At 73.7% G+C, this 24,424-nt stretch carries 21 protein-coding genes; 12 read left to right on the plus strand and 9 right to left on the minus strand.

Going from position 1 to position 24,424, the window contains the following annotated elements; all coding sequences use genetic code 11:
- Positions 1–202: 202 nt before the first annotated feature.
- From CSPHI_RS03590 to CSPHI_RS03600, 3 genes are all read left to right on the plus strand, one after another.
- Positions 203–790 carry a CAP domain-containing protein gene (locus CSPHI_RS03590; RefSeq protein WP_075691535.1) on the plus strand — a complete coding sequence of 196 codons (588 nt, stop codon included), beginning with the start codon at positions 203–205 and terminating at the stop codon, positions 788–790.
- 214 nt (positions 791–1,004) lie between these two features.
- Positions 1,005–2,153 carry a chymotrypsin family serine protease gene (locus CSPHI_RS03595; RefSeq protein WP_157118470.1) on the plus strand — a complete coding sequence of 383 codons (1,149 nt, stop codon included), beginning with the start codon at positions 1,005–1,007 and terminating at the stop codon, positions 2,151–2,153.
- A gap of 98 nt (positions 2,154–2,251) precedes the next feature.
- Positions 2,252–3,598 carry an APC family permease gene (locus CSPHI_RS03600; RefSeq protein WP_075691537.1) on the plus strand — a complete coding sequence of 449 codons (1,347 nt, stop codon included), beginning with the start codon at positions 2,252–2,254 and terminating at the stop codon, positions 3,596–3,598.
- Between the two features lie 22 nt (positions 3,599–3,620).
- Here the strand turns inward: CSPHI_RS03600 and CSPHI_RS03605 are convergent, their stop codons facing one another.
- Positions 3,621–4,448 carry an SDR family NAD(P)-dependent oxidoreductase gene (locus tag CSPHI_RS03605; protein WP_075691538.1) on the minus strand — a complete coding sequence of 276 codons (828 nt, stop codon included), beginning with the start codon at positions 4,446–4,448 and terminating at the stop codon, positions 3,621–3,623.
- Positions 4,449–4,632: 184 nt separating this feature from the next.
- Here CSPHI_RS03605 and CSPHI_RS03610 point away from each other — a divergent pair, with 184 nt between their 5' ends.
- Genes CSPHI_RS03610 through CSPHI_RS03625 form a run of 4 tightly spaced genes read left to right on the plus strand, consistent with a single transcriptional unit; the run spans position 4,633 to position 9,048 of the window.
- Positions 4,633–6,024 carry an extracellular solute-binding protein gene (locus CSPHI_RS03610; protein WP_084210220.1) on the plus strand — a complete coding sequence of 464 codons (1,392 nt, stop codon included), beginning with the start codon at positions 4,633–4,635 and terminating at the stop codon, positions 6,022–6,024.
- A complete protein-coding gene (locus tag CSPHI_RS03615; protein WP_084210221.1) occupies positions 6,024–7,043 on the plus strand; it encodes a carbohydrate ABC transporter permease in 1,020 nt (339 codons plus the stop codon). Before CSPHI_RS03610 ends, CSPHI_RS03615 begins: the two co-directional genes overlap by 1 nt.
- A gap of 6 nt (positions 7,044–7,049) precedes the next feature.
- On the plus strand, positions 7,050–7,883 hold the full coding sequence (locus tag CSPHI_RS03620; RefSeq protein ID WP_075691539.1) for a carbohydrate ABC transporter permease: 834 nt from the start codon (positions 7,050–7,052) through the stop codon (positions 7,881–7,883).
- Positions 7,884–7,887: 4 nt separating this feature from the next.
- Positions 7,888–9,048 (plus strand): ABC transporter ATP-binding protein, encoded by a 1,161-nt coding sequence (locus tag CSPHI_RS03625; RefSeq protein WP_075691540.1) that lies wholly within the window; start codon positions 7,888–7,890, stop codon positions 9,046–9,048.
- Between the two features lie 70 nt (positions 9,049–9,118).
- Here CSPHI_RS03625 and CSPHI_RS03630 read toward each other — a convergent pair whose 3' ends face one another.
- The gene (locus tag CSPHI_RS03630; protein WP_084210222.1) at positions 9,119–9,967 is read right to left on the minus strand and encodes an SDR family NAD(P)-dependent oxidoreductase; all 849 of its coding nucleotides are present in this window, start codon (positions 9,965–9,967) and stop codon (positions 9,119–9,121) included.
- 130 nt (positions 9,968–10,097) lie between these two features.
- Here CSPHI_RS03630 and CSPHI_RS03635 point away from each other — a divergent pair, with 130 nt between their 5' ends.
- Entirely contained in the window at positions 10,098–10,967 is an 870-nt protein-coding gene (locus CSPHI_RS03635) for an SDR family oxidoreductase (protein WP_075691541.1), read from the plus strand.
- Positions 10,968–11,094: 127 nt separating this feature from the next.
- Here the strand turns inward: CSPHI_RS03635 and CSPHI_RS03640 are convergent, their stop codons facing one another.
- Positions 11,095–11,571 carry an SRPBCC family protein gene (locus CSPHI_RS03640; RefSeq protein ID WP_075691542.1) on the minus strand — a complete coding sequence of 159 codons (477 nt, stop codon included), beginning with the start codon at positions 11,569–11,571 and terminating at the stop codon, positions 11,095–11,097.
- Positions 11,572–11,778: 207 nt separating this feature from the next.
- Between CSPHI_RS03640 and CSPHI_RS03645 the strand changes: the two genes are divergently transcribed.
- The 3 genes from CSPHI_RS03645 (at position 11,779) to CSPHI_RS03655 (ending at position 15,762) form a co-directional block, all read left to right on the plus strand.
- The gene (locus CSPHI_RS03645; RefSeq protein ID WP_075691543.1) at positions 11,779–12,843 is read left to right on the plus strand and encodes an HtaA protein; all 1,065 of its coding nucleotides are present in this window, start codon (positions 11,779–11,781) and stop codon (positions 12,841–12,843) included.
- A 133-nt stretch (positions 12,844–12,976) separates the two neighbouring features.
- Entirely contained in the window at positions 12,977–13,945 is a 969-nt protein-coding gene (locus CSPHI_RS03650; protein WP_075691544.1) for a bile acid:sodium symporter family protein, read from the plus strand.
- A gap of 266 nt (positions 13,946–14,211) precedes the next feature.
- Entirely contained in the window at positions 14,212–15,762 is a 1,551-nt protein-coding gene (locus tag CSPHI_RS03655; RefSeq protein ID WP_075691545.1) for an NAD(P)-binding domain-containing protein, read from the plus strand.
- Between the two features lie 149 nt (positions 15,763–15,911).
- Here the strand turns inward: CSPHI_RS03655 and uraH are convergent, their stop codons facing one another.
- The 6 genes from uraH to CSPHI_RS12625 all read right to left on the minus strand — a co-directional run bounded on the left by uraH (position 15,912) and on the right by CSPHI_RS12625 (position 23,591).
- Positions 15,912–16,805 (minus strand): hydroxyisourate hydrolase, encoded by an 894-nt coding sequence (gene uraH / locus CSPHI_RS12760; protein ID WP_075691546.1) that lies wholly within the window; start codon positions 16,803–16,805, stop codon positions 15,912–15,914.
- 51 nt (positions 16,806–16,856) lie between these two features.
- Positions 16,857–18,323, minus strand: coding sequence for a nucleobase:cation symporter-2 family protein (locus tag CSPHI_RS03665; protein WP_075691547.1), 1,467 nt, complete (start codon positions 18,321–18,323; stop codon positions 16,857–16,859).
- A gap of 210 nt (positions 18,324–18,533) precedes the next feature.
- Positions 18,534–19,589 carry an allantoicase gene (gene alc / locus CSPHI_RS03670; RefSeq protein ID WP_075691548.1) on the minus strand — a complete coding sequence of 352 codons (1,056 nt, stop codon included), beginning with the start codon at positions 19,587–19,589 and terminating at the stop codon, positions 18,534–18,536.
- Between the two features lie 78 nt (positions 19,590–19,667).
- Positions 19,668–21,191 carry an allantoinase AllB gene (allB, locus tag CSPHI_RS03675; protein ID WP_075691549.1) on the minus strand — a complete coding sequence of 508 codons (1,524 nt, stop codon included), beginning with the start codon at positions 21,189–21,191 and terminating at the stop codon, positions 19,668–19,670.
- A gap of 4 nt (positions 21,192–21,195) precedes the next feature.
- Positions 21,196–22,620: a DUF6986 family protein gene (locus CSPHI_RS03680; RefSeq protein WP_075691550.1), complete on the minus strand. Its 1,425-nt coding sequence runs from the start codon at positions 22,618–22,620 to the stop codon at positions 21,196–21,198.
- Between the two features lie 152 nt (positions 22,621–22,772).
- On the minus strand, positions 22,773–23,591 hold the full coding sequence (locus CSPHI_RS12625; protein WP_075691551.1) for an excalibur calcium-binding domain-containing protein: 819 nt from the start codon (positions 23,589–23,591) through the stop codon (positions 22,773–22,775).
- A 197-nt stretch (positions 23,592–23,788) separates the two neighbouring features.
- On the opposite strand from CSPHI_RS12625, the gene thpR reads away from it, so the two are divergent.
- A complete protein-coding gene (thpR, locus tag CSPHI_RS03690; RefSeq protein WP_075691552.1) occupies positions 23,789–24,421 on the plus strand; it encodes an RNA 2',3'-cyclic phosphodiesterase in 633 nt (210 codons plus the stop codon).
- Positions 24,422–24,424 lie beyond the last annotated feature (3 nt).

Raw genomic sequence — 24,424 nt, forward strand, 5'->3', positions numbered from 1 at the left:
GCTAGCACCGGCGCGGCACTGGCCCATCCGGTTCCGGGGAGCGTTCCCCGGGCGGGGCGCGACGGCCGGAGCGGCGCACGACGGCGCCGGCGCGGGGTCCCGGGGGAGGGGGCGGGGAGCATTCCCCGCGCGGCTTCGGGCCCCGGTCGGGGGCCGGTTATCGTGGACCCGTCCCGAAAAGACGTACGACAGGAGCATCCCCATGCGACACACCCCGAAGCGCGCCCTGGTCGCCCTGGCCCTGGCCGGCGGCCTGGGCCTCGGCGCGGTCCCGGCCGCCGGCGCGCTGCCGGCCCTCCCGCTGCCCGCGCTGCCCGACCTGGCCCAGCTGCCCGGTTCCATCCAGATGGCGCCCGGCTCCGCGGAGCTGCTGCCCGGCTCGGCGACCCCCGCCCCGACGCCGACCCCGGGCATCGGCCAGCCGGTGTCCGCGCAGGCGATCATCGCCGAGACCAACGCCTTCCGGGCCCGGCACGGCCTGGCCCCGCTGAAGGCGGATCCGCGGCTGAACGCCCTGGCCGGGGACTGGTCCCGGCAGATGGCCGCCCGGGGCCGGCTCAGCCACCGGCCGAACATGCTGCAGGCCTACCCGGCCGGCACCACCGTCGCCGCGGAGAACGTGGCGATGAACGGCCCCTCGGCGACCGCGAAGGATCTGGTGCGGCAGTGGGCGAACTCCCCGGGGCACCGGCGCAACATGCTGGATCCGCGGCTGACCCACATGGGCGCCGGTTCCGCGCGGGCCGCGGACGGGTACGTGTACGCGACCCAGAATTTCGCCCGCTACTGAGGGAAGGCTCAGCGCGGTAACGGTTCGGCAACAATGGGTCCCATGCGACACATGGGCACCATCGGCCCCAGGGGGCCCGGCGTGGATGTATCCCGCCGGGCCCCCGCGGCGATACAGTCCATGCCGGCCCGCACCAGGCCCCGTCGCCCGCACCCGGGCGAGGGGCCCCACGGCGCATCCGACGCACCCGTCCCAGCAAGAAAGCCCAGGTTCCATGACGCCATTCCGCGCCACCTTGTCCACGCTCGTCATCGCGACGATGCCCTTCGCGGCGATCCCCGCCGCCGGCGCCGCCGCCGCGCCCGCGCCCGCCCCGGGCCCGGCCGAAAACGGCTCGCCCACCCAGCCGGCGACCACCCCGGTGGTGGTCGGCCCCGGCGACCCGATCCGCATCCCGGTCAAGGACGCCGAGGACATCGGCGGCGGCGTGCACGCCGGCACCGGCATGTGCTCGGCGAACATGCCCGGCACGGTCACCGACAAGGACGGCAACAAGCACCGCGTGCTGATCACCGCCGGCCACTGCGTGGACCAGTCCGAGACCCCCGGCATGCCCTCCTTCGGCGACACCATCTACGCCCCCACCAAGGACGGCGACGTGCGGATCGGCAAGACCGGCCCCGCCCGCTTCAACGCCGGCCCCTCCGAGGACTCCACCCCGGACACGTGGCTCGACGAGATGTTCAACGGCTCCGACTGGGCCTTCATCGAGCTCGACGACAACGTGGAGACCACCTCCGTGTCCGAGTCCTTCGACGAGGACGGCGAGGTCCACGGCGAGCCCGTGGAGCTGACCGGGATCGTCGACTACGAGGATCTCGAGCCCGGCGAGGTCAGCGTGGACAACTTCGGCAAGCCCGTGTGCACCGACGGCAACCGCACCGGCCGCCAGTGCGGCGTGCAGGTCTTCCGGGTGCGCAACGGCGTGTGGGCGGTGCTGCTGCAGCTCGACCACGGCGACTCCGGCGGGATGGCCTACGACCCCGAGTCGAAGCAGGTCATCGGCATCAACTCGATGGCCGTCGGGCCCTTCAACCGCTTCCAGCCCGCCGATATCGCGGTGGAGGAGGCCTACGGGATCCCCGATGGCGAGGTCAACGACCACTTCGAGCCCGCCGGCAACCCGGACGGGGCGAACCGCCGCGACCAGTACCGCACCATCAACGAGGACACGGAGACCATCGAGGCCTACCGCGAGGCCAACCCGAAGCCGGAGGAGCCCGGCAAGGAGGAGTCCCCGCTGCCCATCCCGCTGCCGATCCCGCTGCCCGCGGAGGCCGTCTCGGCCACCGAGACCGCCGCGACCGTGGCCGGCAACCTCGGCTCCACCCTGGAGTTCGCCGCCGGTGAGCTGATCCGCTGACCCGGATCGCCCACCGCGCGCACCCGCCGCCCCGGCGCCCCGCCACCGACCCCGGTGGCGGGGCGCCGGCGTGCGCGCGGGCGGCCTAAGCTGGCGGCGTGGAACCCTCCCTGCACCGGGGCCTCGGCGTGGTCGGCATCGTGTTCATGGTGCTCGCCGCCGCCGCCCCGATCACCGTCGTCGCCGCGAACTTCCCCATCGTCTTCATGGAGTCCGGCTCCGCCGGGGCGCCGCTGATGGTGCTCGCCGCGGCGGTGATCCTGCTGCTGTTCTCCGTCGGCTTCACCCGGATGACCCCCGAGGTGCCCGACGCCGGGGCCTTCTACTCCTACGTGGACCGGGCGCTGGGCCGGCGGATGGGCCTGGGCACCGCCGGGGTGGCGCTGCTGTCCTACGTCCTGCTCACCGTGTCCATGACCTGCTACCTGGGGGTGCAGGCCGGCAATCTGCTGGCCGCCCTCGGCGGCCCGCATCCGCCGTGGTGGGCGGTGTCCGCGGTGATGCTCGCCGTCGTCGGGGGCCTCGGCTACCGGGACATCGAGCTCAGCGCCAGGGTGCTGGGCACCGTGCTGGTCGCGGAGCTGCTCGCCGTGGTGGCCCTGGACCTGGGGGTGCTCGCCTCCGGGCGGGAGCTGTCGGCCGTCCCCTTCTCCCCGGCGGAGGCGCTGCACGGGGCGCCGGGGCTGGGCCTGCTCTTCGCCTTCCTCGGCTTCTTCGGCTTCGAGGCCACCGCGGTGTTCCGGCACGAGGCCCGGGATCCGGAGCGCACCATCCCGCGGGCGACCTATGCCGCGGTGGGCCTCATCGGGGTGCTCTACGCGGTCTCCGCCTGGTTGGTCGCCTCCGGGCTCGGGGTGGATTCGGTGGTCGCGGCCAGTGCCGCGGATCCGGAGAACGTGGTGCTGGAGCTGGCCGGATCGGTTATCGCCCCGGTGGCCGCGGACGTGTTCCGGGTACTGGTGGTGACCTCGATGTTCGCCTGCATGCTGTCCTTCCACAACATCGTCTCCCGCTACCTGTTCACCCTGGGGGAGCGCGGGGTGCTGCCGCGGGCCCTCGGCGAGGTGCACCCGGCGCACCGGGCGCCCTCGCGGGCCTCGGCCTGGGCCTCGGCGGCGACCTCGGCGATCGTGGCGGCCTCCGCGGCGCTGGGCCTGGAGCCGGTCACCCAGATCTACACCTGGTACTCCGGCGCGGGGGCGGTGGGCGTGATCGTGATGATGACCCTGACCTGCGTGGCGGTGCTGGCCTTCTTCGGCCGGCGCGGCCCCGCGGCGTGGCTGGCCGCCCCGGCGGCGGGGGCGGCGGGCCTGGTCGCGGTGCTGGCGATCTCGGTGGCGAACCTGCCGATGCTCGCCGGCGGCGTGGCGCCCGCGGTGGGCTGCGTGGTGGCGCTGGCGGCCTGCTTCCTCGCGGGCGCGGCCGCGCCGGCGGCGCGGCGCTGAACCGCGCCCGCCGCGGGCGGGCTCAGCGCTCGGCGGGGAACTTCCGGCGCATCAGCGCCCGGGCGCCGACCATGGACAGCCGCTGCACCAGCAGGTACGCCGGGCGCGCGAAGCGCTTGGAGTACCAGGTGAAGGTCGCCGCGGCATCGGGGGTGACCACCACCCGCCGGCGCTCGATGGCGGCCATCGCCCGGTCGGCGACGGCGTCGACGGTGAGCCAGGTCCGGGTCATCAGGATCCGGGCCACGTAGTTCACCGGCTCATCGTCGGTGGCCAGGGAGTGCACCAGCGGGGTGCGGAAGAACTGGGGGCAGATGGTGGTCGCGGAGATGCCCCGGTGGGAGAGCTCATGGTGCAGGGTCTCGCCGATGGCCACGGTGGCCGCCTTGGTGGCGTTGTAGGTGGCCATGAAGCCGGGGTGGATGAGCCCCATCACCGAGGAGGTGATCGCGATCCGGCCCCCGTCGGCGAGTTTCGGGGCCATGGTGCGCGCGCCGCGGACCACGCCGAGCATGTTGATGTCCACCACCCGTTGCCAGGTCTCCATGGACACCGTCTCGATCCGGCCGCCCACGGCGACCCCGGCGTTGAGCACCAGCACGTCGAGGGAGTCGATCTCCTCGGCGGCGGCGGCCCAGTCGGCGTCGGAGGTGACGTCCAGCCTGCGGTACTCCACCGCCGAGCCGAGGGCGGCGACCTCCGCCGGGGCGGTGTCGTGCAGATCGGCGACGATGACCCGGTCACCGCGTTCGACGAAGCGGGTGGTCAGGGCCAGGCCGAGACCGGAGGCGCCCCCGGTGATGAGGACCCTCTGGCCGCGCGGCATGCGTTTTCCGATGCGGGGGAACATGCGCCGATCCTACGTCCGCCCAGCGTGGGACGGGTGCGCTTGGTGCCACGGGGGTGATCCCGGCCCCCCGATCGCGGGTATCCGGACGGTGATTCGGTGATACCCTCGGATGTCGGCTGAATCACATACACCGAATCGTCGTGGCCCGTTGCCCGGCAAGGGGCCGAAAAGGAGCTGATGCCCCATGACGCGCTCCCCCCGCGCATCCCGCGCGGGCCGCCCCCGCCGCACCGCGGCCCTGATCCTCTCCCTGGCCCTGGCCGCCGCGCCGCTGGCCGGCTGCGGCGCCGAGGACGCCGGGCCGGTGACCCTGCGCTTCATGGGTCCCGCCGACGGCGTGGACCAGTACACCGAGGCCGCGCAGCGCTGCACCGAGGCCTCCGGCGGCCGCTACCGCATCGACTACGACATCTCCGCCAAGCAGACCGACGACCAGCGCCTGCAGCTGGCCCGCCGGATCGTCGGCGGGGACGACTCCTTCGACATCATGGGCCTGGACGTGACCTGGACCCCCGAGTTCGCCGAGGCCGGCTGGGCGCTGCCGCTGCCCGAGGACCTCGCCGCCGACGTCCGGGAGGGCACCATGAGCGGTCCGCTGGAGACCGCCACCTGGGACGACACCCTCTACGCGGCGCCGCTGAACACCAACACCCAGCTGCTCTGGTACCGCAAGTCGCTCATGCCCGGCGGGGAGGCCCCGCGCACCTGGCCGGAGCTGGTCGCCCTCGGCGACCGGCTGCACGAGGAGGGCAGGCCCTCCTACGCGGGGGTGCAGGCCGCCCAGTTCGAGGGCGTGGTGGTCTGGTTCAACTCCCTGGTGGAATCCGCCGGCGGCTCCATCATCGGCGAGGACGGGCGCACCGTCACCCTCGGCGAGACCGACGCCGCACGCGATGCGCTCGAGGTCATGCGCGATCTCGGCACCACGCCGGCCAAGGACCCGTCGTTCTCCCAGCTCGACGAGAACCAGGCCCGGCTGGCCTTCGACCGCGGGGACGCCTTCATGCAGGTCAACTACCCCTTCGTCTACGCGGGGGTGAAGGAGAAGGCCGAGGACGGCGACGCCCGCGCGCAGGAGGTCTACGAGGACCTGGGCTGGGCGCCGTACCCGGCGATGCGGGAGGGCGAGCCCGCGAAGGTGACCATCGGCGGGCTGAACATCGCGGTGCCCTCGACCTCGCGGCACCCCGAGCTCGCCTTCGAGGCGGTGCGGTGCCTGCGCGATGAGGAGAACCAGCTCAACAACGCGCTCACCGGCGGGCTGCCGCCCACCCTGACCCGCCTCTACACCGAGCCCACCGAGGAGTTCACCCGCGAATACCCCTTCTACCGGGAGATCTTCGAATCCCTGAACAAGCTCGACCCGGCGGAGCTGGGCGAGGAGGAGCGGGCGCTGCTGCCCGAGCCGCGCCGTGTCGGCGTGGCCGTGCGCGCGCAGTCGCCGGCCTACCAGTCGGTGTCCATCCTGCTGGCCTCCCGGCTCAGCCCCCCGGAGGAGATCGACCCCGCCGAGCTGGTGGGGACCCTGCGCGAGGAAATCGCCCGCGCCGTCGATTCGGAAGGACTGGTGCCCTGATGACCGCACGTGACGACGCCGCCGCGCGGGGGACGCGCGCGGCCGGCCCGACCGCCCCGAGCCCCGCCCCGGAACCCGCCGGGGCGACCGCCGTGGCCCGCCGCGAGGCGGCGGCGCCCGCCCCGGAGAGGGGGCGGCGCCACGAGACCGACCGGGCCCGCTCCGAGCGCCGGCTCGGGCTCACCCTGGTCGCGCCCGCGGTGGTGCTCATGCTGCTGGTGACCGCCTACCCCATCCTCTACGCGGTGTGGCTGTCCATGCAGCGCTACGACCTGCGCTTCCCCGCGGACCGGGAGTTCGTGGGCCTGTCCAACTACGCCGCGGTGCTCAGCTCCCCCTACTGGTGGGAGGCCCTGGGCGTCACCGCCTTCATCACCGTGGTCTCGGTGGCCTTCGAGCTGGTGCTCGGCCTGGCCATCGCCATGGTGATGCACCGGGCGATCTTCGGCCGCGGGGTGGTGCGCACCGTGGTGCTGGTGCCCTACGGCATCGTCACCGTGGCCGCGGCCTACTCCTGGAACTACGCCTGGACCCCGGGCACCGGCTACCTGGCGAACCTGCTGCCGGACGGCTCCGCGCCCCTGACCGAGCAGTGGCCCTCGATCCTCATCATCGTCGGCGCGGAGGTGTGGAAGACCACCCCGTTCATGGCGCTGCTGCTGCTCGCGGGCCTGGCCCTGGTGCCCGATGACGTGCTGCGCGCCGCGGAGCTCGACGGGGCCGGCTTCTGGCAGCGGCTGTTCAAGATCACGCTGCCGCTGATGAAGTCCTCCATCGTGGTGGCCCTGCTGTTCCGCACCCTGGACGCGTTCCGGGTGTTCGACAACATCTACATCCTCACCAAGGGCAACAACGGCACCGGCTCGGTGTCCATCCTCGGCTACGACAACCTGTTCAAGGCGTTCAACCTGGGCATCGGATCGGCGATTTCGGTGCTGATCTTCCTGTGCGTGGCCGTCATCGCATTCGTCTTCGTCAAGGGGCTCGGCGCCTCCTCGCCGGGCTCGGGGAAGGACTGATCAGCCATGCCGAACGCAAGCGCCAAACAGCGCGCCTGGTGGACCGTCGCCCTGGTGGCGGTGGTGCTCTACGCCCTGGTCCCGGTGGCCTGGATCGCCTCGCTGTCGTTCAAGACCACCAACACCCTGCACGACGGCAACTTCATCCCCCGGGAATGGACCCTGGACAACTACCGGGGCATCTTCGCGACCACCGAATTCACCCGGGCGCTGGTGAACTCCATCGGCATCGGGCTCATCACCACGGTGATCGCCGTGCTGATCGGCACCATGGCCGCCTACGCGATCGCCCGGCTGGACTTCCCCGGCAAGAACCTGATCGTCGGGATCTCGCTGCTCATCGCGATGTTCCCGCAGGTGTCCCTGGTCTCCCCGCTGTTCGACATCGAACGCAGGGTGGGCCTGTTCGACACCTGGCCGGGGCTCATCCTGCCCTACATCACCTTCGCCCTGCCGATGGCCATCTTCATCCTGTCCTCCTTCTTCAAGGAGATCCCCTGGGAGCTGGAGAAGGCCGCGCAGATGGACGGCGCCACGCCCTTCCAGGCCTTCCGGAAGGTCATCGCGCCGCTGGCGATCCCGGGCATCGTCACCGCCGCGATCCTGGTGTTCATCTTCGCCTGGAACGATTTCCTGCTCGCGGTGTCGCTGACCTCCACCGAGGCCGCGCGCACCGCCCCGGCGGCGATGGCGAACTTCACCGGCTCCTCCCAGTTCGAGGAGCCCACCGGCTCCATCGCCGCCGCCGCGATCGTGATCACCATCCCGATCATCGTCTTCGTCGTCATCTTCCAACGCCGTATCGTCGCCGGGCTGACCTCCGGCGCAGTGAAGGGGTAAAACCATGGCCGAGATCCAGCTCAAGAACGTGTGCAAGAGGTTCCCGGACGGCGCCGTGGGCGTCGATTCGGCGGACCTGGACATCGCCGACGGCGAGTTCATCATCCTGGTGGGGCCCTCCGGCTGCGGAAAATCCACCACCCTGAACATGATCGCTGGCCTGGAGGACATCACCGAGGGCGATCTGCTCATCGACGGCCGCCGGGTCAATGACGTGGCCCCGAAGGAGCGGGACATCGCGATGGTCTTCCAGTCCTACGCGCTGTACCCGCATATGAGCGTCCGGGAGAACATCGAGTTCCCGCTGCGGCTCGCCAAGGTGCCGAAGAAGGAGATCGAGGAGAAGGTCGCCGAGGCCTCCCGGATCCTGGACCTGGACGACTACCTGGACCGCAAGCCCTCGAACCTCTCCGGCGGGCAGCGCCAGCGGGTGGCCATGGGCCGGGCGATCGTGCGCCGGCCGAAGGTCTTCCTCATGGACGAGCCGCTGTCCAACCTGGACGCGAAGCTACGGGTGCAGATGCGCGCCGAAATCGCCCGACTGCAGGCCGACCTGGGGGTGACCACCGTCTACGTCACCCACGACCAGACCGAGGCGATGACCCTCGGCGACCGGGTGGTGGTGATGAAGGGCGGGGTGATCCAGCAGGTCGGCGAACCCCAGGAGCTCTACGACCGGCCGGTGAACGTCTTCGTCGCCGGGTTCATCGGCTCCCCGGCGATGAACTTCACCGCCGGGCGGCTGCGCGGCGGCGTCGCCGAGACCGGCCTGGGCGAGATCCCGCTGCCGGACCGGCTGCGCGAGGCCGCCGCGGCCGCCGGCGAGCGGGAGGTCATCGTGGGCGTGCGCCCGGAGGCCTTCGAGGACGCCGCCCTGGTCGACGAGGAGGTCAAGCCCTCGGGGGTGCTGGTCGACGTCGACGTCGACGTGCTGGAGTCGATGGGCTCCGACAAGTTCGCGCACTTCACCCCGCCCGGGGGCGACGCCGCCGAGCAGGTGGGCGCGCTGGCCAACGCGGATCTGCCGGAGGGGCAGACCGCCTCCATGGTGGCGCGGCTGTCCGCGGAGTCCGGGGTGCGCCGGCGCACCCCGGCGACCCTGTGGTTCGACCCGGCGAAGATCAGCGTCTTCGACGCGGAGACCGGGCGGAACATCCTGGCCTAGCCGGGCCGATCCCGCGCGGCGCCCGCGGCGGCCCCGTCCGGGCCGCCGCGGGCGCCGCCGTCGATCGGGGCTATTGCCCGCCGCGGGCGAGCAGCCGGGCCCGGCGCCGCCGGGTGGCGGTGCGCATCAGCGGCAGATAGGCCCAGCGGGCCAGCCGGCGCAGGTACCAGCCGGCGCCGCCGTAGCCGTCGGTGAGCGCCACCACCCGGCCGGCGTCGATGCCGCGCATCGCCCGGCGGGCCACCGTGGCGCTGCTCAGGTGGGTGCCGTGCAGCATCCGCTGCGCCATCGCGGTGGCGATCGGGTCCTCCTCGGCCAGGGAGTCCGACAGGTTGGAGCGGAAGAAGAAGGGGCAGACCGCGGTGACCGTGATGTCCCGCGGGGCCAGTTCGATGGCCAGGGTCTCGCCGAGGGCGACCAGCGCGGCCTTGGTGACGTTGTAGGCGCTCATCAGCGGCGCGTGCACCAGCCCGGCCGCCGAGGCGGTGAGCACGATCCGGCCGCCGTCGGCGAGCACCGGGGTGAGCTCCCGGCAGCCGTGCACCGCGCCCATCAGGTTGATGTCCAGGATCCGGCGCCATTCGGCGAGGCTGGTCACGTCGATCCGGCCGCCGGCGGCGATCCCGGCGTTGGAGACCAGGATGTCCAGCCCGCCCAGGTCGGCGCGGGCGGCGGCCCAGTCCGCCGGGTCGGTGACGTCCAGGCGGCGGTAGCGGACGTCCCCGGCGACGGCGGCGAGCTCCGCCGGGGCGGCGTCGTGCACGTCGGTGGCGATGACCTCCGCGCCGCGGGCGGCCCAGATCCTGGTGAACTCCAGGCCGAGGCCGGAGGCGGCGCCGGTGATGAGCACCCGGCGGCCGGCGTCGGGGTGGGGTGCGGGGCGGGTACGGGGGGAGCGGCGGGGCAGGGGGATCCTCATTTCCGGAAGGCTACCGGGCGGACGGTTTCCGCGGTAGGGGTTACGCGGGGGCGCCCGGACGATTAGCCTCAACGAGGCAACCGTATCCACCACCGACCACGCCGGCGACGCCGGCGGGAGGGACGTGCACATGAGCATCGTCGACACCATCCGGCGCAGCACCGGCAAGCTGCTCCCCACCAAGTACAAGATGCCGATCCGGGGCCACCGGGTGCTGGTCACCGGCGCCGGCTCCGGCATCGGCCGGCTGATGGCCATCGAATGCGCCGACCGCGGCGCGGCGAAGGTGATCATCTGGGACCTGTCCGAGGAGCGCGCCGCGGAGACCGCGGCGACCATCAACGCCGCCGGCGGCGCCGCCGAGTACCAGGTCGTCGACGTCACCGACCAGGAGGCCGTGGAGGCCGCCGCGGAGATCGCCGGCGACGTCGACATCCTGTTCAACAACGCCGGGGTGGTCTCCGGCCGGGACTTCCTGGACAACACCCAGGAGTCGGTGGACCGCACCCTGGACGTCAACGTGCGCTCGCTCTACATCGTCACCCGGCCCTTCCTCAAGGGCATGGTGGAGCGCGACCGGGGCACCGTGGTGGTCACCGCCAGCGCCGCGGGCGTGGTCGGCGTGGCCAAGCAGACCGACTACTCCGCCTCCAAGTGGGCGGCGATCGGCTTCACCGAGTCGCTGCGGGTGGAGATGAAGCGGCGCAAGCACCGCGTCAACACCCTGTCCCTGTGCCCCTTCTACGTCGACACCGGCATGTTCGACGGGGTGAAGACTAAGGTGCCGTGGATCTTCCCGATCCTGCGCCAGGAGGACGTCGCCCGCACCTTCGTCGACGCGGTGGAGGCCGGCCGGCACCAGGTGCTGCTGCCGTGGACGGTGCGCCTGGTCTACATCGGCCGGCTGCTGCCGCTGCCGCTGTTCGACGCCTTCTGCGGGCTGCTCGGCGTCAACGCGACCATGGAGGAGTTCCGCGGCCGCCCCGGCGACCGCGTCTAGGCCCCTCCCGCCCGGCCCCGGCCCGCGCCGGGGGCGCCCGCGGGGCGCCCCCGGCGCGGGCCGCGGCGCGTCCGGGGACGGGATCGCCCGCGCCCCGCCGCACCGGGGCGCGGCGGGGGAGGCTCGCTCAGGCCCCGGCCTCGGCGCGCCGGGCGACGTGGTCGAGGGTGGCGGTCATCCCGGCGCGCAGCTCCCGCTCGAAGGTCTCCGGTCCGCCGAGGAAGAGCTTCACCATCGCCTCCGAGATCCAGGTGGTGGAGTCCCGGCTGCGCCGCTCGGTGACGCGGGTGCCGTCCCCGTCGGGCTCGAGCTCGTAGCTCCACACGGTGTGGTTCTCCGCCACCCGGAAGGCCAGCCGGCGGTTCGGCTCCCAGGCGGTGATCCGGGCGGTGGTCGGCCAGTGGAACAGACCCCGGTGGTTGATGTTGACGGTGCGGGTGCCCACCTTCGGGGCCCCGCCGAGGATGAGCATCCGGCGGCACTGCGGGGAGCGCTCGCCCATGGCGCGCAGATCGGAGATGACCCGCCACACCGCCTCGGGGGAGGCGTCGATCCGCCGCTCGACGACGATGTCCGGGAATTCGGCCGTGCGCTGCTGGGTCATGGTGGCAACGTAGCCGATCCAAGCGGCCGCGGTGGCGGCTTCGGCGATCCCGGCCGCCCCGGCGGCATCCCGCGGCGGCCGCGGCGGCGCCGCCGATGCGCCGGGAAGGTCCGCATCGTCGCAGCTTGGCCGGGGGTGCGGCCGGCGGCGGGCCCGGTCCACCGCATGCGGGGGTGGTAAGCCAAACCTGCGATCTAGGATTCGGGTATGACAACCCACCGATCCCGCAACCGCACCGGCCGCGTGCTGCTCGCCGCCGCGGTGGCCCTGGCGCTGGGCGCCGCCCCCGCCTCGGCGGCCACGCCGGCCATCCCCGACGATTCGCCCATCGCCACCGGGTCCTCGGGCCCGTCCACCACCGTGGAGAACCCCTCGATCACGGTGACCATGCCGGACGGCTCCCCGGTGGCCGGGCGCACCGTGCACCGCGGCGACCAGCTGCTCGTGCACGGCGCCGGCTTCGATCCGGAGGCGAACAAGGGCGGTTTCCCGCTGCCCATCCCGCCGGGCACCCCGAACGGGGTGTACGTGCTCTACAGCGCCTTCCCGGATCACTGGAAGCCCAGCGAGGACGCCCCCTCCGAGAACCGCGCGCACCCCCATGACCGGATGGCCTGGGTGATGCCCGAGGGCACCCTGGAGAAGGTCCCGGACAAGGGCCTGAACATGCGCCGGGTGCTCGCCCGGGTGCATCAGCCGATGAACGCCGACGGCACCTTCCACGCGCTCATCACCGTGGATCCGCCGGAGCAGACCCCCGGCGACAACTGGGGCGTCTACGTCTACGCCGCGGCCGGCTCGGTCAACGCCGCCGAGGAGCTGCACGTGCCGATCCCGTACTCCCCGGCGCCGGGGCCGAACACCCCGCCGCCGGCGAGCCCGGACCTGGTCTTCGACGTGGCCACCCTGCACAAGATCGCGGAAACCGCCGGTGGCGGGGTGACCCCGAAGAAGGGCGCGGTGCCCGCCGGGGAGGGCAAGGTGGGCTACACCCTGGTCTCCGATGGCCGGGACGGCTCCGGCAAGGGGATCGTCAAGTACCGGGGCCTGGCCGATATCGCGGCGAAGTTCTCCATCGTCGACGTGGTGGTCAAGGACCCGTGGATCGAGGTCGGCCCGAAGGGCACCGTGATCACCGCCGAGGTCTCCAAGGGCTACGACGTCGGCCCCGATGAGGTGGAGCGCCGGGTCATCGCCTACGTGCTCAAGGGCGGCGAGGGCGATCCGGGCACGATGGTGACCACCCTGGGCAAGGTGGAGCGGGTCCGCTAGCCCCCGCCCGCCCAGCGCCCGCCGGCGGCCCCCGCGAGATTCGCGGGGGCCGCCGCGGGCGTTGCCGGCCCCGGATCCCCCGCCCCGCCAGCGTGTTTCGCGGAATGGGACGGCCATCCCATATCTTGGGACCATGCTTTCCGACGCCCCCGCGGCACAGCGGGCCCCGAAGACCCTGGACGCCGAGGATCGCTCCGCCGCCGTGGCGGTGTTCGCCTTCCCGGCCTTCATCCTCGCCGGCGCCGTCCTCGCCTACCTGGTGCCGGCGCCCTTCGCCCCGCTCGGCGCGTACATCACGCCGCTGCTCGCGATCATCATGTTCTGCATGGGCCTGACCCTGACCATCCCGGATCTGCGGGAGGTGGCCCGGCGGCCCTGGCCGATCGGGATCGGGGTGGCCGCCCAGTTCGTGATCATGCCGCTGGCCGCGGTGGCGGTGGCCCGGCTGCTCGGCCTGCCCGAGCAGCTGGCCATCGGCCTGCTCGTGCTCGGCAGCGTGCCCGGCGGCACCGCCTCCAACGTGATCGCCTACCTGGCCCGCGGCGACGTGGCCCTGTCCGTGGCGATGACCAGCGTGTCCACGGTGCTCTCCCCGCTGCTCACCCCGATCATCACCCTGCTGCTGGCGGGGGAGCGCACCCCGGTGGACGGGCCGGGCATGGCCTGGACCCTGGCGCAGACGGTGCTCATCCCGGTCTTCGGCGGGCTGCTGCTGCGCATCCTCGCCGATCGCCTGGTGGACCGGATCCTGCCGGCGCTGCCCTGGCTGTCCATCCTCGCCATCGGCGGGGTGGTCTTCCCCGCGGTGGCGAAGAACGCCGCCACCCTGGCCTCGGTGGGGCTGCTCGTCTTCGCCGCGGTGGTGCTGCACAACCTCTTCGGCTACCTGCTGGGCTACCTCGCCGCCCGGGCCACCGGGCTGCCCGGGCCGGCGGCGCGCACCACCGCGATCGAGGTGGCCACCCAGTCGGCGGGGCTGTCCTCGGGGATGAGCGCGAAGTTCTTCTCCCCGGAGGCGGCGATCCCGGGGGCGGTGGCCGCGGTGTGGCACAACGTCGCCGGGGCGCTATTCGCATTCGCGGTGCGGCGCATCCGCCGGTGAATCCCGGCGGGGTGCGCGGGGTGAATGCCGCGGGGGAATCGCCGAATCGCGAAATCCGGGGTTAATGCGCCCGTAACCTGGCGTAAATAACGGGATCTTAGGGTTAGGTAAGCCATGGTTGCCGGCCCCCGGGTCGCGCAACAGGCCATCCCGACAACCCAGCCGGCGTCCCGGTCGGGGGCCACGACCGCCTCGGCCATGACCTCGGTCCGCCATCCGCCCCGGGAACCGGCTCCGGCTCCCGGGCGCGCACAGAGGAGCACCAGATGAGCGCCACCGCCCAGCACCCGAGGGACCTTCGCGACACCCTCCCGGAGGACACCCGCCCGCCGGCCGTCGACCCCGCCGAGGCCGCCGAGCGGCTCGAGCGGCTCGAGGCCGCCGCCCGCGAGGAGATGCGCATCCTCGGGCACAACCACGACTGGGTGCCCGAGCCCGCCGACGGCGCATACAACGTCGTCGTGATCGGCGGCGGGCAGGCCGGCCTGGGCGCCGCCTTCGCCCTATCCCGGCACCGGATCGGCCGGGTGAAGGTCCTCGAGGCCGGGCCCGAGCACCCCGAGGCGGTCGGCTGCTGGTCGCGCTACGCGCGGATGCAGACCCTGCGCAGCCCGAAGAACATGAAGGGCATCGAGGTGGACATCCCCTCGCTGCACACCGAGCGCTGGTTCCGGGCCCGCTACGGCGACGCCGCCTGGGAGTCGATCAGCCTGGTGCCCCGCCTGGACTGGAACGAGTACCTGGTCTGGTACCGCAAGGTCACCGACGCCGACGTGGACTTCGACACGACGGTCACCGTGGTGGAGCCCCCGGCCGAGCCCGGCGGCGACTTCACCGTCCGGGCCACCCGCGGCGGCGCCGAGGTGACCTACCGGGCCCGCCGGGTGGTGTTCTCCCTGGGCCTCGACGGCGGCGGCGGGCCCTTCGTGCCCCCGGTCATCGCGGATCTGCCCGAGGAGCTGCGCGCGCACACCGAGGAGTACATCGACTTCCCGGCCCTGGCCGGCAAGCGGGTGCTCGTCGTCGGCGCCGGCGCCTCCGGCTTCGACAACGCCGGGATGGCCCTGGAGCACGGCGCCGCCGAAGTGCTCGTCGTGGAGCGCGAATCCGAGGTGGCCACCCGCAACTCGCTGCGCTGGATGGAGTTCCCCGGCATGCAGGAGCGGTTCTTCTCCCTCTCCGACGACGACAAGTGGGCCTTCGGCGTGTTCAACGGCGGGCTGCCGCAGCCGCCCACCCAGCCCTCGGTGTGGCGCGCCTTCGCGCACGACAACTTCGAGCTGCGGGAGAACACCACGGTGGTCTCCGCGGAGGTCGTCGGCGAGGGCGCCGAGCGCCACCTCCGGGTCGGCGACAACCACGGCCACACCCTCGAGTGCGATTTCATCATCTCCGCCACCGGCTACGCGGTGGACCTGGGCATGCGCCCGGAGCTGGCGCGGGTGGTCGACGACATCCGGCTGTGGAGCGATGTCCGCGAGGAGGCGAGGACCCACCCGATGGGCCGCTGCCCCTACCTCGGCGACGGCTTCCAGTTCCTGCCCAAGGAGGATGCCGGCGAGGCCGCGCGGGCCTACATCCCGCGGCTGTTCCACTTCTCCACCGGCGCCCGGGCCTCCCACGGGGTGGCCGGCAACCAGCTCTCCGGCATCTACGCCGGGATCACCCGGATCGCGGACCGGGTGGCCGCCGACATCATGGTGGAGAACTGGCCGGACTTCTACGCCGACTTCCAGGCCTTCGAGAACATCGAGGTCACCAACGTCGGCCCGCATCAGCCCGGGGAGCCCTGGTTCCCGCAGGCCCCGCGGTACTGAGCCGCCGGCGGCGCGGCGCGGGCCGGCCCCGCCCGGGGGTTTCCCCGGGCGGGGCCGGCCCCCGTCATGGGGCCCCGGGCGCGCCCCGGGCCCCGTGACGACGCCGCCCCCGCCGCATGCGCGGCGGGGGCGGCGGCCTCGGCCGCGGCTCAGGAGCCCCGGTAGGTGGAGTAGCCGTAGGGGGCGAGCAGCAGCGGGATGTGCAGGTGCCCGGGGGAGTCCGCGTCCACCCGGAAGACCACGTCCGCCCAGGGGTAGAGCCCGCGGACCCCGGCGGCGGCGAAGTAGCCGTCCAGGTCGAAGCGCAGCCGGTGCACCCCGGCGGCCAGGCCCTCGGAGAGCCGGCGCCGGCCGTCGTCGTCGGTGACCCCGGCGGCGATGAGCTCGCCCATCCCGGACCCCCCGCCCTCCCCGTCGGCGTCATCGGGCAGCAGCCGCAGCTCCACGGCCACCCCCGCGGCAGGCCGGCCGGTGGCGGTGTCCAGCACGTGGGTGGACAGCGAGGGCCCGCCCGGGGCGGGGTCGCCGGCGGCGAGCTCGTCGAGCAGCCCGCGCAGCCGCAGCTCGTCGATGGCGGCGAGGTTGTCCACGGTCTCCGCCCACTCCACCCCGGGCTCGTTGCCCAGCCGCTCCTCGAGGCGGGCCAGGATCTCGCCGGCGCCGAGGCCGGCGGCCCGGATGAGGAAGGTGTGCCCGAAGCGGGCGTGGTAGACCTCGTTGAGCTCGGCGATCCGGGCCAGCGCGGTTTCCGCGGCCGGGTCCGCCTTCGCCGCGGCCTGCTCGGCCTCGGACAGGGATCCGCGCCGGGTGGCGGCGCCGATCGGGGGATGGGCGTTGACCGAGTCGAGCACCGCGTCCTGGTCCAGGGCGCGCAGCCGGTCGTGCACGGCCGCCGCGGCGGCGTCGGCGTCGGCGTAGGGCCGGCCGGCGACGACGGCGCGGGCCAGCGGTTCGCTGGCGAAGATCGCGGCCAGCCGGCCGGTCAGCTCCCCGGCGTCGGCGGCGTTGAAGGCGCCGAGGCCGGTGTCCTGGGGATTGCTCATGGGCGGGGTTCTCCTCGTGGGGTGGGGGTCGGGGTGGGTCGGGGGAGCGGGTCAGTCCGCGGCGCCGGCCGGTGCCGGCCGGGCGGCGGCCGCGGCGGCCTCCGCCTCGGCGGCCTCGGCGGCGTCGGCGGCGTCCTGCCGGTCCTGCTCCTCGGCCGCCTCGGCGAGCTCCAGGGACTCGTCGACGTGGCCGCCGTCCTGCCGGTTGAGCAGCAGGTTGAGCACGATCACGGTGACCGCGCCCATGGTGATCCCGGAGTCGAGGACCATGTTCAGGTCGCCCTCCAGGGAATCGTAGAAGCCCACCGAGATCGCCGGCAGCAGGGCGATGGACACGGACACGCCGACGATGAGGGCGCGCACCTCGTTCCACTCCACCTGGCTGAGGGTGCGGACCCCGGAGGAGGTGATCATGCCGAACAGGGCGACGCCGGCGCCGCCGAGCACCGGGGTGGGGATGGCCGCCACGGCCCCGCCGAGCTTGGGCAGCAGGCCGAGCACGATCAGGATCACGCCGGAGGCGGTGACCACGAACCGGGAGAAGACCCCGGAGAGGCTGACCAGGCCCACGTTCTGCGCGAAGGCGGTGTAGGGGAAGGTGTTGAACACGCCGCCGAGCATGGTGGACAGGCCGTCGGCGCGCAGGCCGTTGCCCAGGGTGGCGCGGGTGGCCGGCCGGCCGGTGATCCGGCCGACCGCGATGATGTCCGCGGAGGTCTCGGTCATGATCACCAGGCCGACGATGGTCATGGTGAAGATGGCGCCGATCTCGAAGGTGGGGATGCCGAACTGGAAGGGGGTGGGCACCCCGATCCAGTCCGCCTCGCCGACCTCGGACCAGTCGGTGACCCCGGCGAGCTGGGCGAGGATGGTGCCGATGATCACCCCGCCGAGCACGGCCATCGGCCGCCAGCCGGCGGGGGCGAAGCGGTGGATGCACACCACGGCGATGAGGGTGGCCAGGGCGAGCAGGTAGTTCAGCCCGCCGGTGAGCGAGTCGGGCAGTTTCGCGGAGACGATCCAGCCGGCGGGCACCTTCATCAGGCTCAGCCCGATGACGGTCATGATGGTGCCGGTGACCAGGGCGGGGAAGTACTTCACGATCCGGGAGAACACCGGCGACAGCGCGATCATGATGAGGCCGGTGGTGATCACCGCGCCGTAGATGGCGGTGACCCCGTGCTGGCTGCCGATCGCGATCATCGGGGCCACGGAGACGAAGGACACGCCCTGGATCAGCGGCAGCCGGGAGCCGAACTTCCAGAAGCCCACGGACTGGATGATGGAGGCGATGCCGGCGACGAACAGGTCCGCCACGATGAGGTGGTGGATGTCGGTCTGCTCGAGCTTGCCGGCGGCGACCATCGCGCCGCCGACGATGAGCGGCACCGCCACGGCGCCGGCGTACATGGCGACGACATGCTGCAGGCCGAGGATGAACATCCTCGCCGGCGGCGGCTTGACGTCGACGGGGTGCACCGCGACGGGCGGCGTCGCGGATCGGTCCCTGGTGCGCATATCGGTCGTCCTCTCGTCGTACGGGCCGTGCGCGCCCGCCGCCCGGACGGGCGGTGACGAGGGCGGCACCCCGTTCTCTGGCACTCAAGAACGATCCTGATTCGCAGATGTTACGTCCGGGTTACCGTAGGGTTAGCTCGGAGTTGCGTCGACCCTCATCATTTCACCCGCGTTAAGGCGTTCGGAAAACCATTTCGGAGTCGAATCCGATCAGGAATCCCAGCGCGCCCGCAGCTCGGCCAGCGCGGCCCCGGTGAGCCGGCCGTGCACCCGCAGTCGGGCCAGCCCGCCGTCCGGGAAGACGTCGATCCGCAGATGGGTGATCTCGGCGTCGCGGGCGGCCTCGGCGACGGCGAAGCGGTGCCGGGTGTCCGGCAGCACCGGCCGCCGGCCGACCAGCGCCACGACCGGGCCGCGTTCGCCGCCGGACTCCGCCCAGCCGCTGATCGCGACCTCGCCGGGGGCGTTGAAGACGAAGTAGCTGGTGTCCACCTCGATGAACTCCGGCACCCCCGCCCCGGCCAGGGCGATGGTGACGTGGTCGTTGCCCTCGTCGCGGCGGCGGGCGTTCTCCCAGCCGCCGCCCATGTTGCGGGAGCGGCCCAGGGAGAGCATCTGGTTGGGGGAGGAGTAGAACATGTTCGAGCACTCCACCACCCGGCCGCCGTTCTCGATCGCGGCGAGATCCACGGTGCCGCCGAGGAACCGCGGATCCGGGGCGGGCACCCCGTGCACCCGCAGCCGGGCGATCCCGCCGTCGGGGATCATCACCAGCTTCACGTGGGTGACCCGGCGCGACCCCGCCGCCGAGCCCGGGTCCACCGCCACCGCATGCCGGGCGTCGCCGCGCGCCTCGGTGCGCCCGACCAGCTCGAACCAGGCCTCCTCGGGCAGGGCGGCGATCTCCTCCGCGGGCAGGTACTCGTCGATCGCGGTGCCCAGCACCGCGAAGGCCGGCGGGAAGTTGCCGGTGAACCAGGAGGTGTCCACGATCACGCCGCGGATGTGCCCGGGCACGCCCAGGCGCACGATCGCGGCGTCGTCCCGGCCGATCTCGGCGCCGCGGCGGCGCCGGGTCTCCCAGCCGTCGTAGACCTTGCCCTTGTTGCCGAACAGCTCCGGGTCGAAGGCCGGCTCATGGTCGTTGATGAGGTTCTCCCGCTCGGCGAAGGACTCGTCGGTGGCCCAGATCACCGAGCCGGCGAGCCCGCGGGCCGCCAAATCGGGGTAGTTCTCGAACTCGTGCTCTGCTGTCCTGGCGCTCATGCGTCGGATCCTTCCTGGTCGGTGGGGTCTGGTCGGTCGCCCCGCCGGATGCGGTGGGTGCGGGGGTCGGGGGCGGGCTCAGTCCGCCCCGGGGCGGTCCAGCAGCGGCATCGGGCCGGAGGGGAACACCTCGGCGTCGGCGGCGTCCGGGGAGCCGGGGCGGGCGTAGACCAGCTCCCCGCCGATCCAGGTCGCCTGCACCACCCCGGCCAGGGCGCGCTGCGCGTAGGCGGTGACCTTGTTGCGCTGGTGCAGCCGCTCCGGGAGCACCACGAAGGCCTCGTCGGCGCTGATCGCGGTGAAATCCGCCCGGGCCCCGGGCACGATCGCGCCCCGGTCGCCCAGCCCGCACCAGCGGGCCGGCTCGGCGCACATCCAGCGCACCACCTCGGTCAGCCCCAGCCCGCGCAGCCGGGCCTGGGACCACACCACCGGCAGCCCCAGCTGCACCGAGGCCACCCCGCCCCAGGCCTCGCCGAAGCTGCCCGCGTGCCCCCGGCCGTCGGCGCCGGCGCCGCCGTAGTCGTTGCCCGCGGCGGCCATCGCCGCGAAGGCGCCGCGCAGCCGGTCCCCGTGCGCGGCGAACCGCTTCAGCTCCGCGGTGCAGGGGGAGTGGTCGGAGACCACGGTGCCGATCACCCCGTCGACCAGGCCGGCCCACAGCCGCTCCCGGTTCGCCGCGTCCCGGATCGGCGGGCAGCACTTGTACTGGGTGGCCCCGTCCGGGATCTCCTCGCCGAACAGGGCGAGGTAGTGCGGGCAGGTCTCCGCGGTGACCCGGATGCCGCGCTCCTGGGCCTGCCGGATCTGCTCCAGGGAGCCGGCGTCGGAGAGGTGCAGGATATGCGCCCGGCAGCCGGTGGCCGCGGCGGCCTCGATCACGGTGCGGATCGCCCGGTGCTCCGCGGCCGGCGGCCGGGAGCGCTCGAAGCTGCGGTAGACGTTGGTGATCCCGCCCTCGGCGGCGGCGTGCCGCTCCCCGGCGGCGATGAGGTCCGGGTCCTCGGCGTGCACGATGATCAGCCCGTCGAAGGCGGCGATCTCGGTCATCGCCCGGTGCAGCTGCTCGGCGGTCAGCGGCGGGAACTCGTCGACCCCGGAGTGCAGCAGGAAGCACTTGAAGCCGAACACCCGGCCGTCCTCCCACAGCCGGCGCAGTTCCCCGGTGCCGATGTTGGAGGGCACCACCCCGCCCCAGAAGCCCACGGTGACCCGGGCCTTCGGGGCGGCGATCTCGCGCTTCAGCGCCAGCGCCGCCCCGTCCACGGTGGAGGGGATGGAGTTCAGCGGCATGTCCAGCAGGGTGGTCACCCCGCCGGCGGCGGCGGCCCGGGTCACCGAGTCGAAGCCCTCCCATTCGGCGCGGCCCGGCTCGTTGACGTGCACGTGGGTGTCCACCAGCCCGGGCAGCAGGATCTGGCCCGGGGGCAGTTCGATGACGTCGGCGCGCTCCCGGTCGGCCCGGCCCAGGTCCGGCTGGGCGGCGTGGTCGGCGATGACGCGCTCGATGACGCCGTCGCGCACCACCACCGTCGCCGGGGATTCGCGCAATTCCGGGTAGCCGATGATGGCGCGGCGGGCGCGGAGGATCTGCACGGTCATGGGGTCACCGGTCCTTGTCTTCGTGGGCGTCCCGGGCCGCGTCGCGCCCGGCGGGGGAGGTCTCGGGGGCCGTCGCCGGCGGGATCCCGGTGGCCTCCAGGGCGGCGAGCCCGGCGGCGCCGACCCCGGCGCGGGCGAGTTCGGCGTCGGTGATCGCCCCGCAGGCGTGCGCCCGGCGGAGGAATCCGGCGAGCACCTTGGCGGTGGCCGGCTCGTCGAGGAACCGGCCCCCGGCGCCGGTGACGTAGTCGGCGAGCCGCGCCGCGGCCCCGGCCCAGTCCGCGCGGAAGTAGCCGATCGTGGCCAGGTGCCGGGTGACCAGCTGATTCGGGTGCAGGTCCCAGCCCTGGCGGATGCCGCGGCCCAGGTGCCGGGTGACCAGCCGGTGGTGCAGCGCCCAGCCCTCGCGCATCTGCTCCGGCGAGCCCACCGGGATCCGGTTGGTGGAGCCGTCGGAGAGCTCCACGCCCCGGCCGCGGGCGACCACCTGCAGCAGCCCCTTGGCGGTGTCCGCCACCGGGTGCTCCATCGACTGCCGGGCCGGGTCCACGCCGAGGAAGGCGGAGTAGTCGTAGGTGCCGTAGTGCAGGGACAGGCAGCGGCCCCCCGCGGCGCCGATCATCCGGGCGGCGGCGACCGCCCCGTCCTCGCCGAGGATCGCCTGCGGGGTCTCCACCTGGATTTCCAGCGGGATCCGGGCCCCGGCGGCGGCCAGGCCCCATTCGCGCTCGACGAGCTCGAGCACCCGCACCAGGGCGGTGACCTGGTCGGGGTGCTGCACCTTCGGCAGGGTCAGCCGCAGCGCCCGCGGGTCGTGGGCGGGGGAGGCGGGGTCCAGCAGGGCGCGCAGCAGGCCGCGCTCGTGCAGTCCGCCGAGCACGATGAGCAGGGTGCGCAGGCCCCGGCGGCGCACCGCCGGGTCGGGGGACTTGAAGCGGATCCCGCAGAACGGCGGGGCGCCCGGCGGGGCGCCGGCCGGGTCCAGCCAGTCGGCGATGAGCCCGGCGGCGAGTCCGGCGAGCCGGTCCTCCTGGGCCTCCCGTTCGGCGGGGGCCAGCCCGCGCTGCGGGAACCCGTCCTCGAAGTCGATCCGCAGGTCCTCGATCGGCTCGCGGCGCAGCTTCGCCACCGCCAGCTCCGCCACCGCGGCCGGTTCGGCGTCCCCGGCGGCCTCGGCGAGCCCCCGGGCGGCGGCCACCGGGTCATCGCCGAGGGCGGCCAGGGCGCGCTCGCCCCAGATGCGCGGCAGATCCCGGGGATCGGCGGGGGCGTCGGCGGCCTCGAGCTGGTGCGCGGGCAGGTAGACGGTGTGCACGGGCTGGCGCCAGGTCTGCGGGGCCGACCAGATGCCGGCGACCTTCGGGTCGATGTCGGCGAGCAGGCCGTCGGCGAGGGCGGCGGCGTCGGGGAGGAGGGGCGGCGTGGTCACGGGGGTCGCGGCGCCTTTCGGTCCGGGGCGGGGGTGGGGGTGTTCCGGCGGATGACCCCGCCGTCCGGCCGTCCGTCGTGCCAATTCTAAGGTCACCCTGGGCTGAGTGCGAGTGAACTGCGCGATCCGCCTCACCCGGGGTTGCCCCGGGGTTAGGGCTTGGGTTCGCAGGCGCGTCCGTCGCCGTCCCGGTCCAGGCCCGGGCGGTAGCCGGGATCGCCCTCGTCCATCGGCGCCGCGCCGGCGTCCCAGGCGGCGGCGCAGTTCGGGAAGTACCGGTAGCCGGAGGATTCGGTGGTGGGCGGCGCGGCGGCGCCGGCCCCGGTACCGGGGGCCCCGGTGCCGCCGGAGGCTCCGGAGCCGGCCGCGGCGGCGGTGCCGGCCGTCCCCGAGCCGCCGGAGCCGCCCGCCGTGCCGGAGGCGCCGGCCGTGCCCGTGCCGGCCGGCTCCCGGGTCTCGGTGGCGGCGGGTTCGGCCGATGCCCGCCACCCCCCGTCGACGTCGACGAAGGAGCGGCGGCGGCGGTCGGCCTCGCCCCGGCGCGCCCCGGAGGAGGTCATCTCGTCATCGTCCTCCTCCTCCGGGGTGGTGGTCACCGTCGTGGTGCGGGTGACGGTGGTGGTCGCGGTGGTGGTCACCGTGGCCGGCGCCACGGGAACCGGTTCCGGGGCCGGCGGCGGGCCGAGGAAGACGGGGATCGCGATCCCGCCGCCGATGAGGACGAGCATGTAGAGGATGGTCAGGACCCAGGGGAAGCGGTGGGCGTTCTCGTGGGCGATCATCCCCGCCACCGGCGCCCACAGGCCGAGGCCGATCAGGATCCCCGAGGTCTTCCCCTGCCAGCCGGGCGCGGCGATCACGGCCCAGCCGATGGCGATCAGGCCGGCCAGCCCGAGCAGGATGAGCAGTGCGGCGGCGAAGCACCCGGGCTCTTCGGTTGGGACGTCGCCTGCGTGGTCCTGCCGGGTCATCGGGGGCCTTCCGTCGGGGTTCGGGAACGGGGATCGGGCTGCGCCCGCATGCGTCGGCGGCCGGACCCGGAGGGGTCGGCCGCCGGCGGGCGGTGCCGATTATCGCAGCATCGGATGGCCGATGAGCCGGATGAACAGGGAAAACCCCGGGATCGCGGGGGCCTTCGGCATCCGGATGCCGCCGCTACCCTGGGGGCATGAGGCTCTTCGCCGCGATCCGAATCGACGACGAGGTCCGGGAGCACCTGGTGCGGGCGCTGCGCCCGATCCGGGAGGACCGGGGACCGATGCTGCGCTGGACCGACCCGGAGCAGTGGCATCTCACCCTGGCGTTCTACGGGGAGCAGCCCGATGGCCGGGCCACGGAGCTGGGGGAGCTGCTGCGCACCGCGGCGGTGGCGGTTCCGCCGCTGGGGCTGCGGTTGCGCGGGGCGGGCAGCTTCGCCGGGCGCACCCTGTGGATGGGCGTGGGCGGGGAGGTCGACCGGCTGCGCGCGCTGATGGCCGATCTCGCCGATCCGGCCGATCCGGGCGGGGCCGGGGATCCGCTGGCCGCCCGGCGCCGGGCGCATCTCACCGTGGCCCGGCTCGGCGCCCGGGCGGAGCGCCGCGCCGCGCCGGCGCGGCCCCGGCGGGGCCGGCGCAGCACCCCGGCGGTGTTCGACGACATCGTCGCCGCGCTGGCGGTCTACCGGGGGCCGGACTTCACCGTGGACCGGATCGGGCTGTACCGCTCGGAGCTGGGCCGGGGCCGCTCCGGGGGCCCGCTGCATGAGCTCGTCGCCGAGCATCCGCTGCTCGGCGCGGGGGAGGCCGGCGGGGCCACCTAGGCG

The sequence above is a fragment of the Corynebacterium sphenisci DSM 44792 genome (genome assembly GCF_001941505.1).
GTDB lineage: Bacteria > Actinomycetota > Actinomycetes > Mycobacteriales > Mycobacteriaceae > Corynebacterium > Corynebacterium sphenisci.

What these genes read in the sequence shown, in the direction of transcription:
- CSPHI_RS03655 (WP_075691545.1), top strand. Translation starts at nt 14,212, where the DNA reads ATGAGCGCCACCGCCCAGCACCCGAGGGACCTTCGCGACACCCTCCCG.
- CSPHI_RS03635 (WP_075691541.1), top strand. Translation starts at nt 10,098, where the DNA reads ATGAGCATCGTCGACACCATCCGGCGCAGCACCGGCAAGCTGCTCCCC.
- CSPHI_RS03620 (WP_075691539.1), top strand. Translation starts at nt 7,050, where the DNA reads ATGCCGAACGCAAGCGCCAAACAGCGCGCCTGGTGGACCGTCGCCCTG.
- thpR (WP_075691552.1), top strand. Translation starts at nt 23,789, where the DNA reads ATGAGGCTCTTCGCCGCGATCCGAATCGACGACGAGGTCCGGGAGCAC.
- CSPHI_RS03595 (WP_157118470.1), top strand. Translation starts at nt 1,005, where the DNA reads ATGACGCCATTCCGCGCCACCTTGTCCACGCTCGTCATCGCGACGATG.
- CSPHI_RS03665 (WP_075691547.1), bottom strand. Translation starts at nt 18,323, where the DNA reads ATGCGCACCAGGGACCGATCCGCGACGCCGCCCGTCGCGGTGCACCCC.
- CSPHI_RS03650 (WP_075691544.1), top strand. Translation starts at nt 12,977, where the DNA reads ATGCTTTCCGACGCCCCCGCGGCACAGCGGGCCCCGAAGACCCTGGAC.
- CSPHI_RS03610 (WP_084210220.1), top strand. Translation starts at nt 4,633, where the DNA reads ATGACGCGCTCCCCCCGCGCATCCCGCGCGGGCCGCCCCCGCCGCACC.
- CSPHI_RS12625 (WP_075691551.1), bottom strand. Translation starts at nt 23,591, where the DNA reads ATGACCCGGCAGGACCACGCAGGCGACGTCCCAACCGAAGAGCCCGGG.
- CSPHI_RS03640 (WP_075691542.1), bottom strand. Translation starts at nt 11,571, where the DNA reads ATGACCCAGCAGCGCACGGCCGAATTCCCGGACATCGTCGTCGAGCGG.
- CSPHI_RS03630 (WP_084210222.1), bottom strand. Translation starts at nt 9,967, where the DNA reads ATGAGGATCCCCCTGCCCCGCCGCTCCCCCCGTACCCGCCCCGCACCC.
- uraH (WP_075691546.1), bottom strand. Translation starts at nt 16,805, where the DNA reads ATGAGCAATCCCCAGGACACCGGCCTCGGCGCCTTCAACGCCGCCGAC.
- CSPHI_RS03645 (WP_075691543.1), top strand. Translation starts at nt 11,779, where the DNA reads ATGACAACCCACCGATCCCGCAACCGCACCGGCCGCGTGCTGCTCGCC.
- CSPHI_RS03590 (WP_075691535.1), top strand. Translation starts at nt 203, where the DNA reads ATGCGACACACCCCGAAGCGCGCCCTGGTCGCCCTGGCCCTGGCCGGC.
- alc (WP_075691548.1), bottom strand. Translation starts at nt 19,589, where the DNA reads ATGAGCGCCAGGACAGCAGAGCACGAGTTCGAGAACTACCCCGATTTG.
- CSPHI_RS03605 (WP_075691538.1), bottom strand. Translation starts at nt 4,448, where the DNA reads ATGTTCCCCCGCATCGGAAAACGCATGCCGCGCGGCCAGAGGGTCCTC.
- CSPHI_RS03625 (WP_075691540.1), top strand. Translation starts at nt 7,888, where the DNA reads ATGGCCGAGATCCAGCTCAAGAACGTGTGCAAGAGGTTCCCGGACGGC.
- allB (WP_075691549.1), bottom strand. Translation starts at nt 21,191, where the DNA reads ATGACCGTGCAGATCCTCCGCGCCCGCCGCGCCATCATCGGCTACCCG.
- CSPHI_RS03615 (WP_084210221.1), top strand. Translation starts at nt 6,024, where the DNA reads ATGACCGCACGTGACGACGCCGCCGCGCGGGGGACGCGCGCGGCCGGC.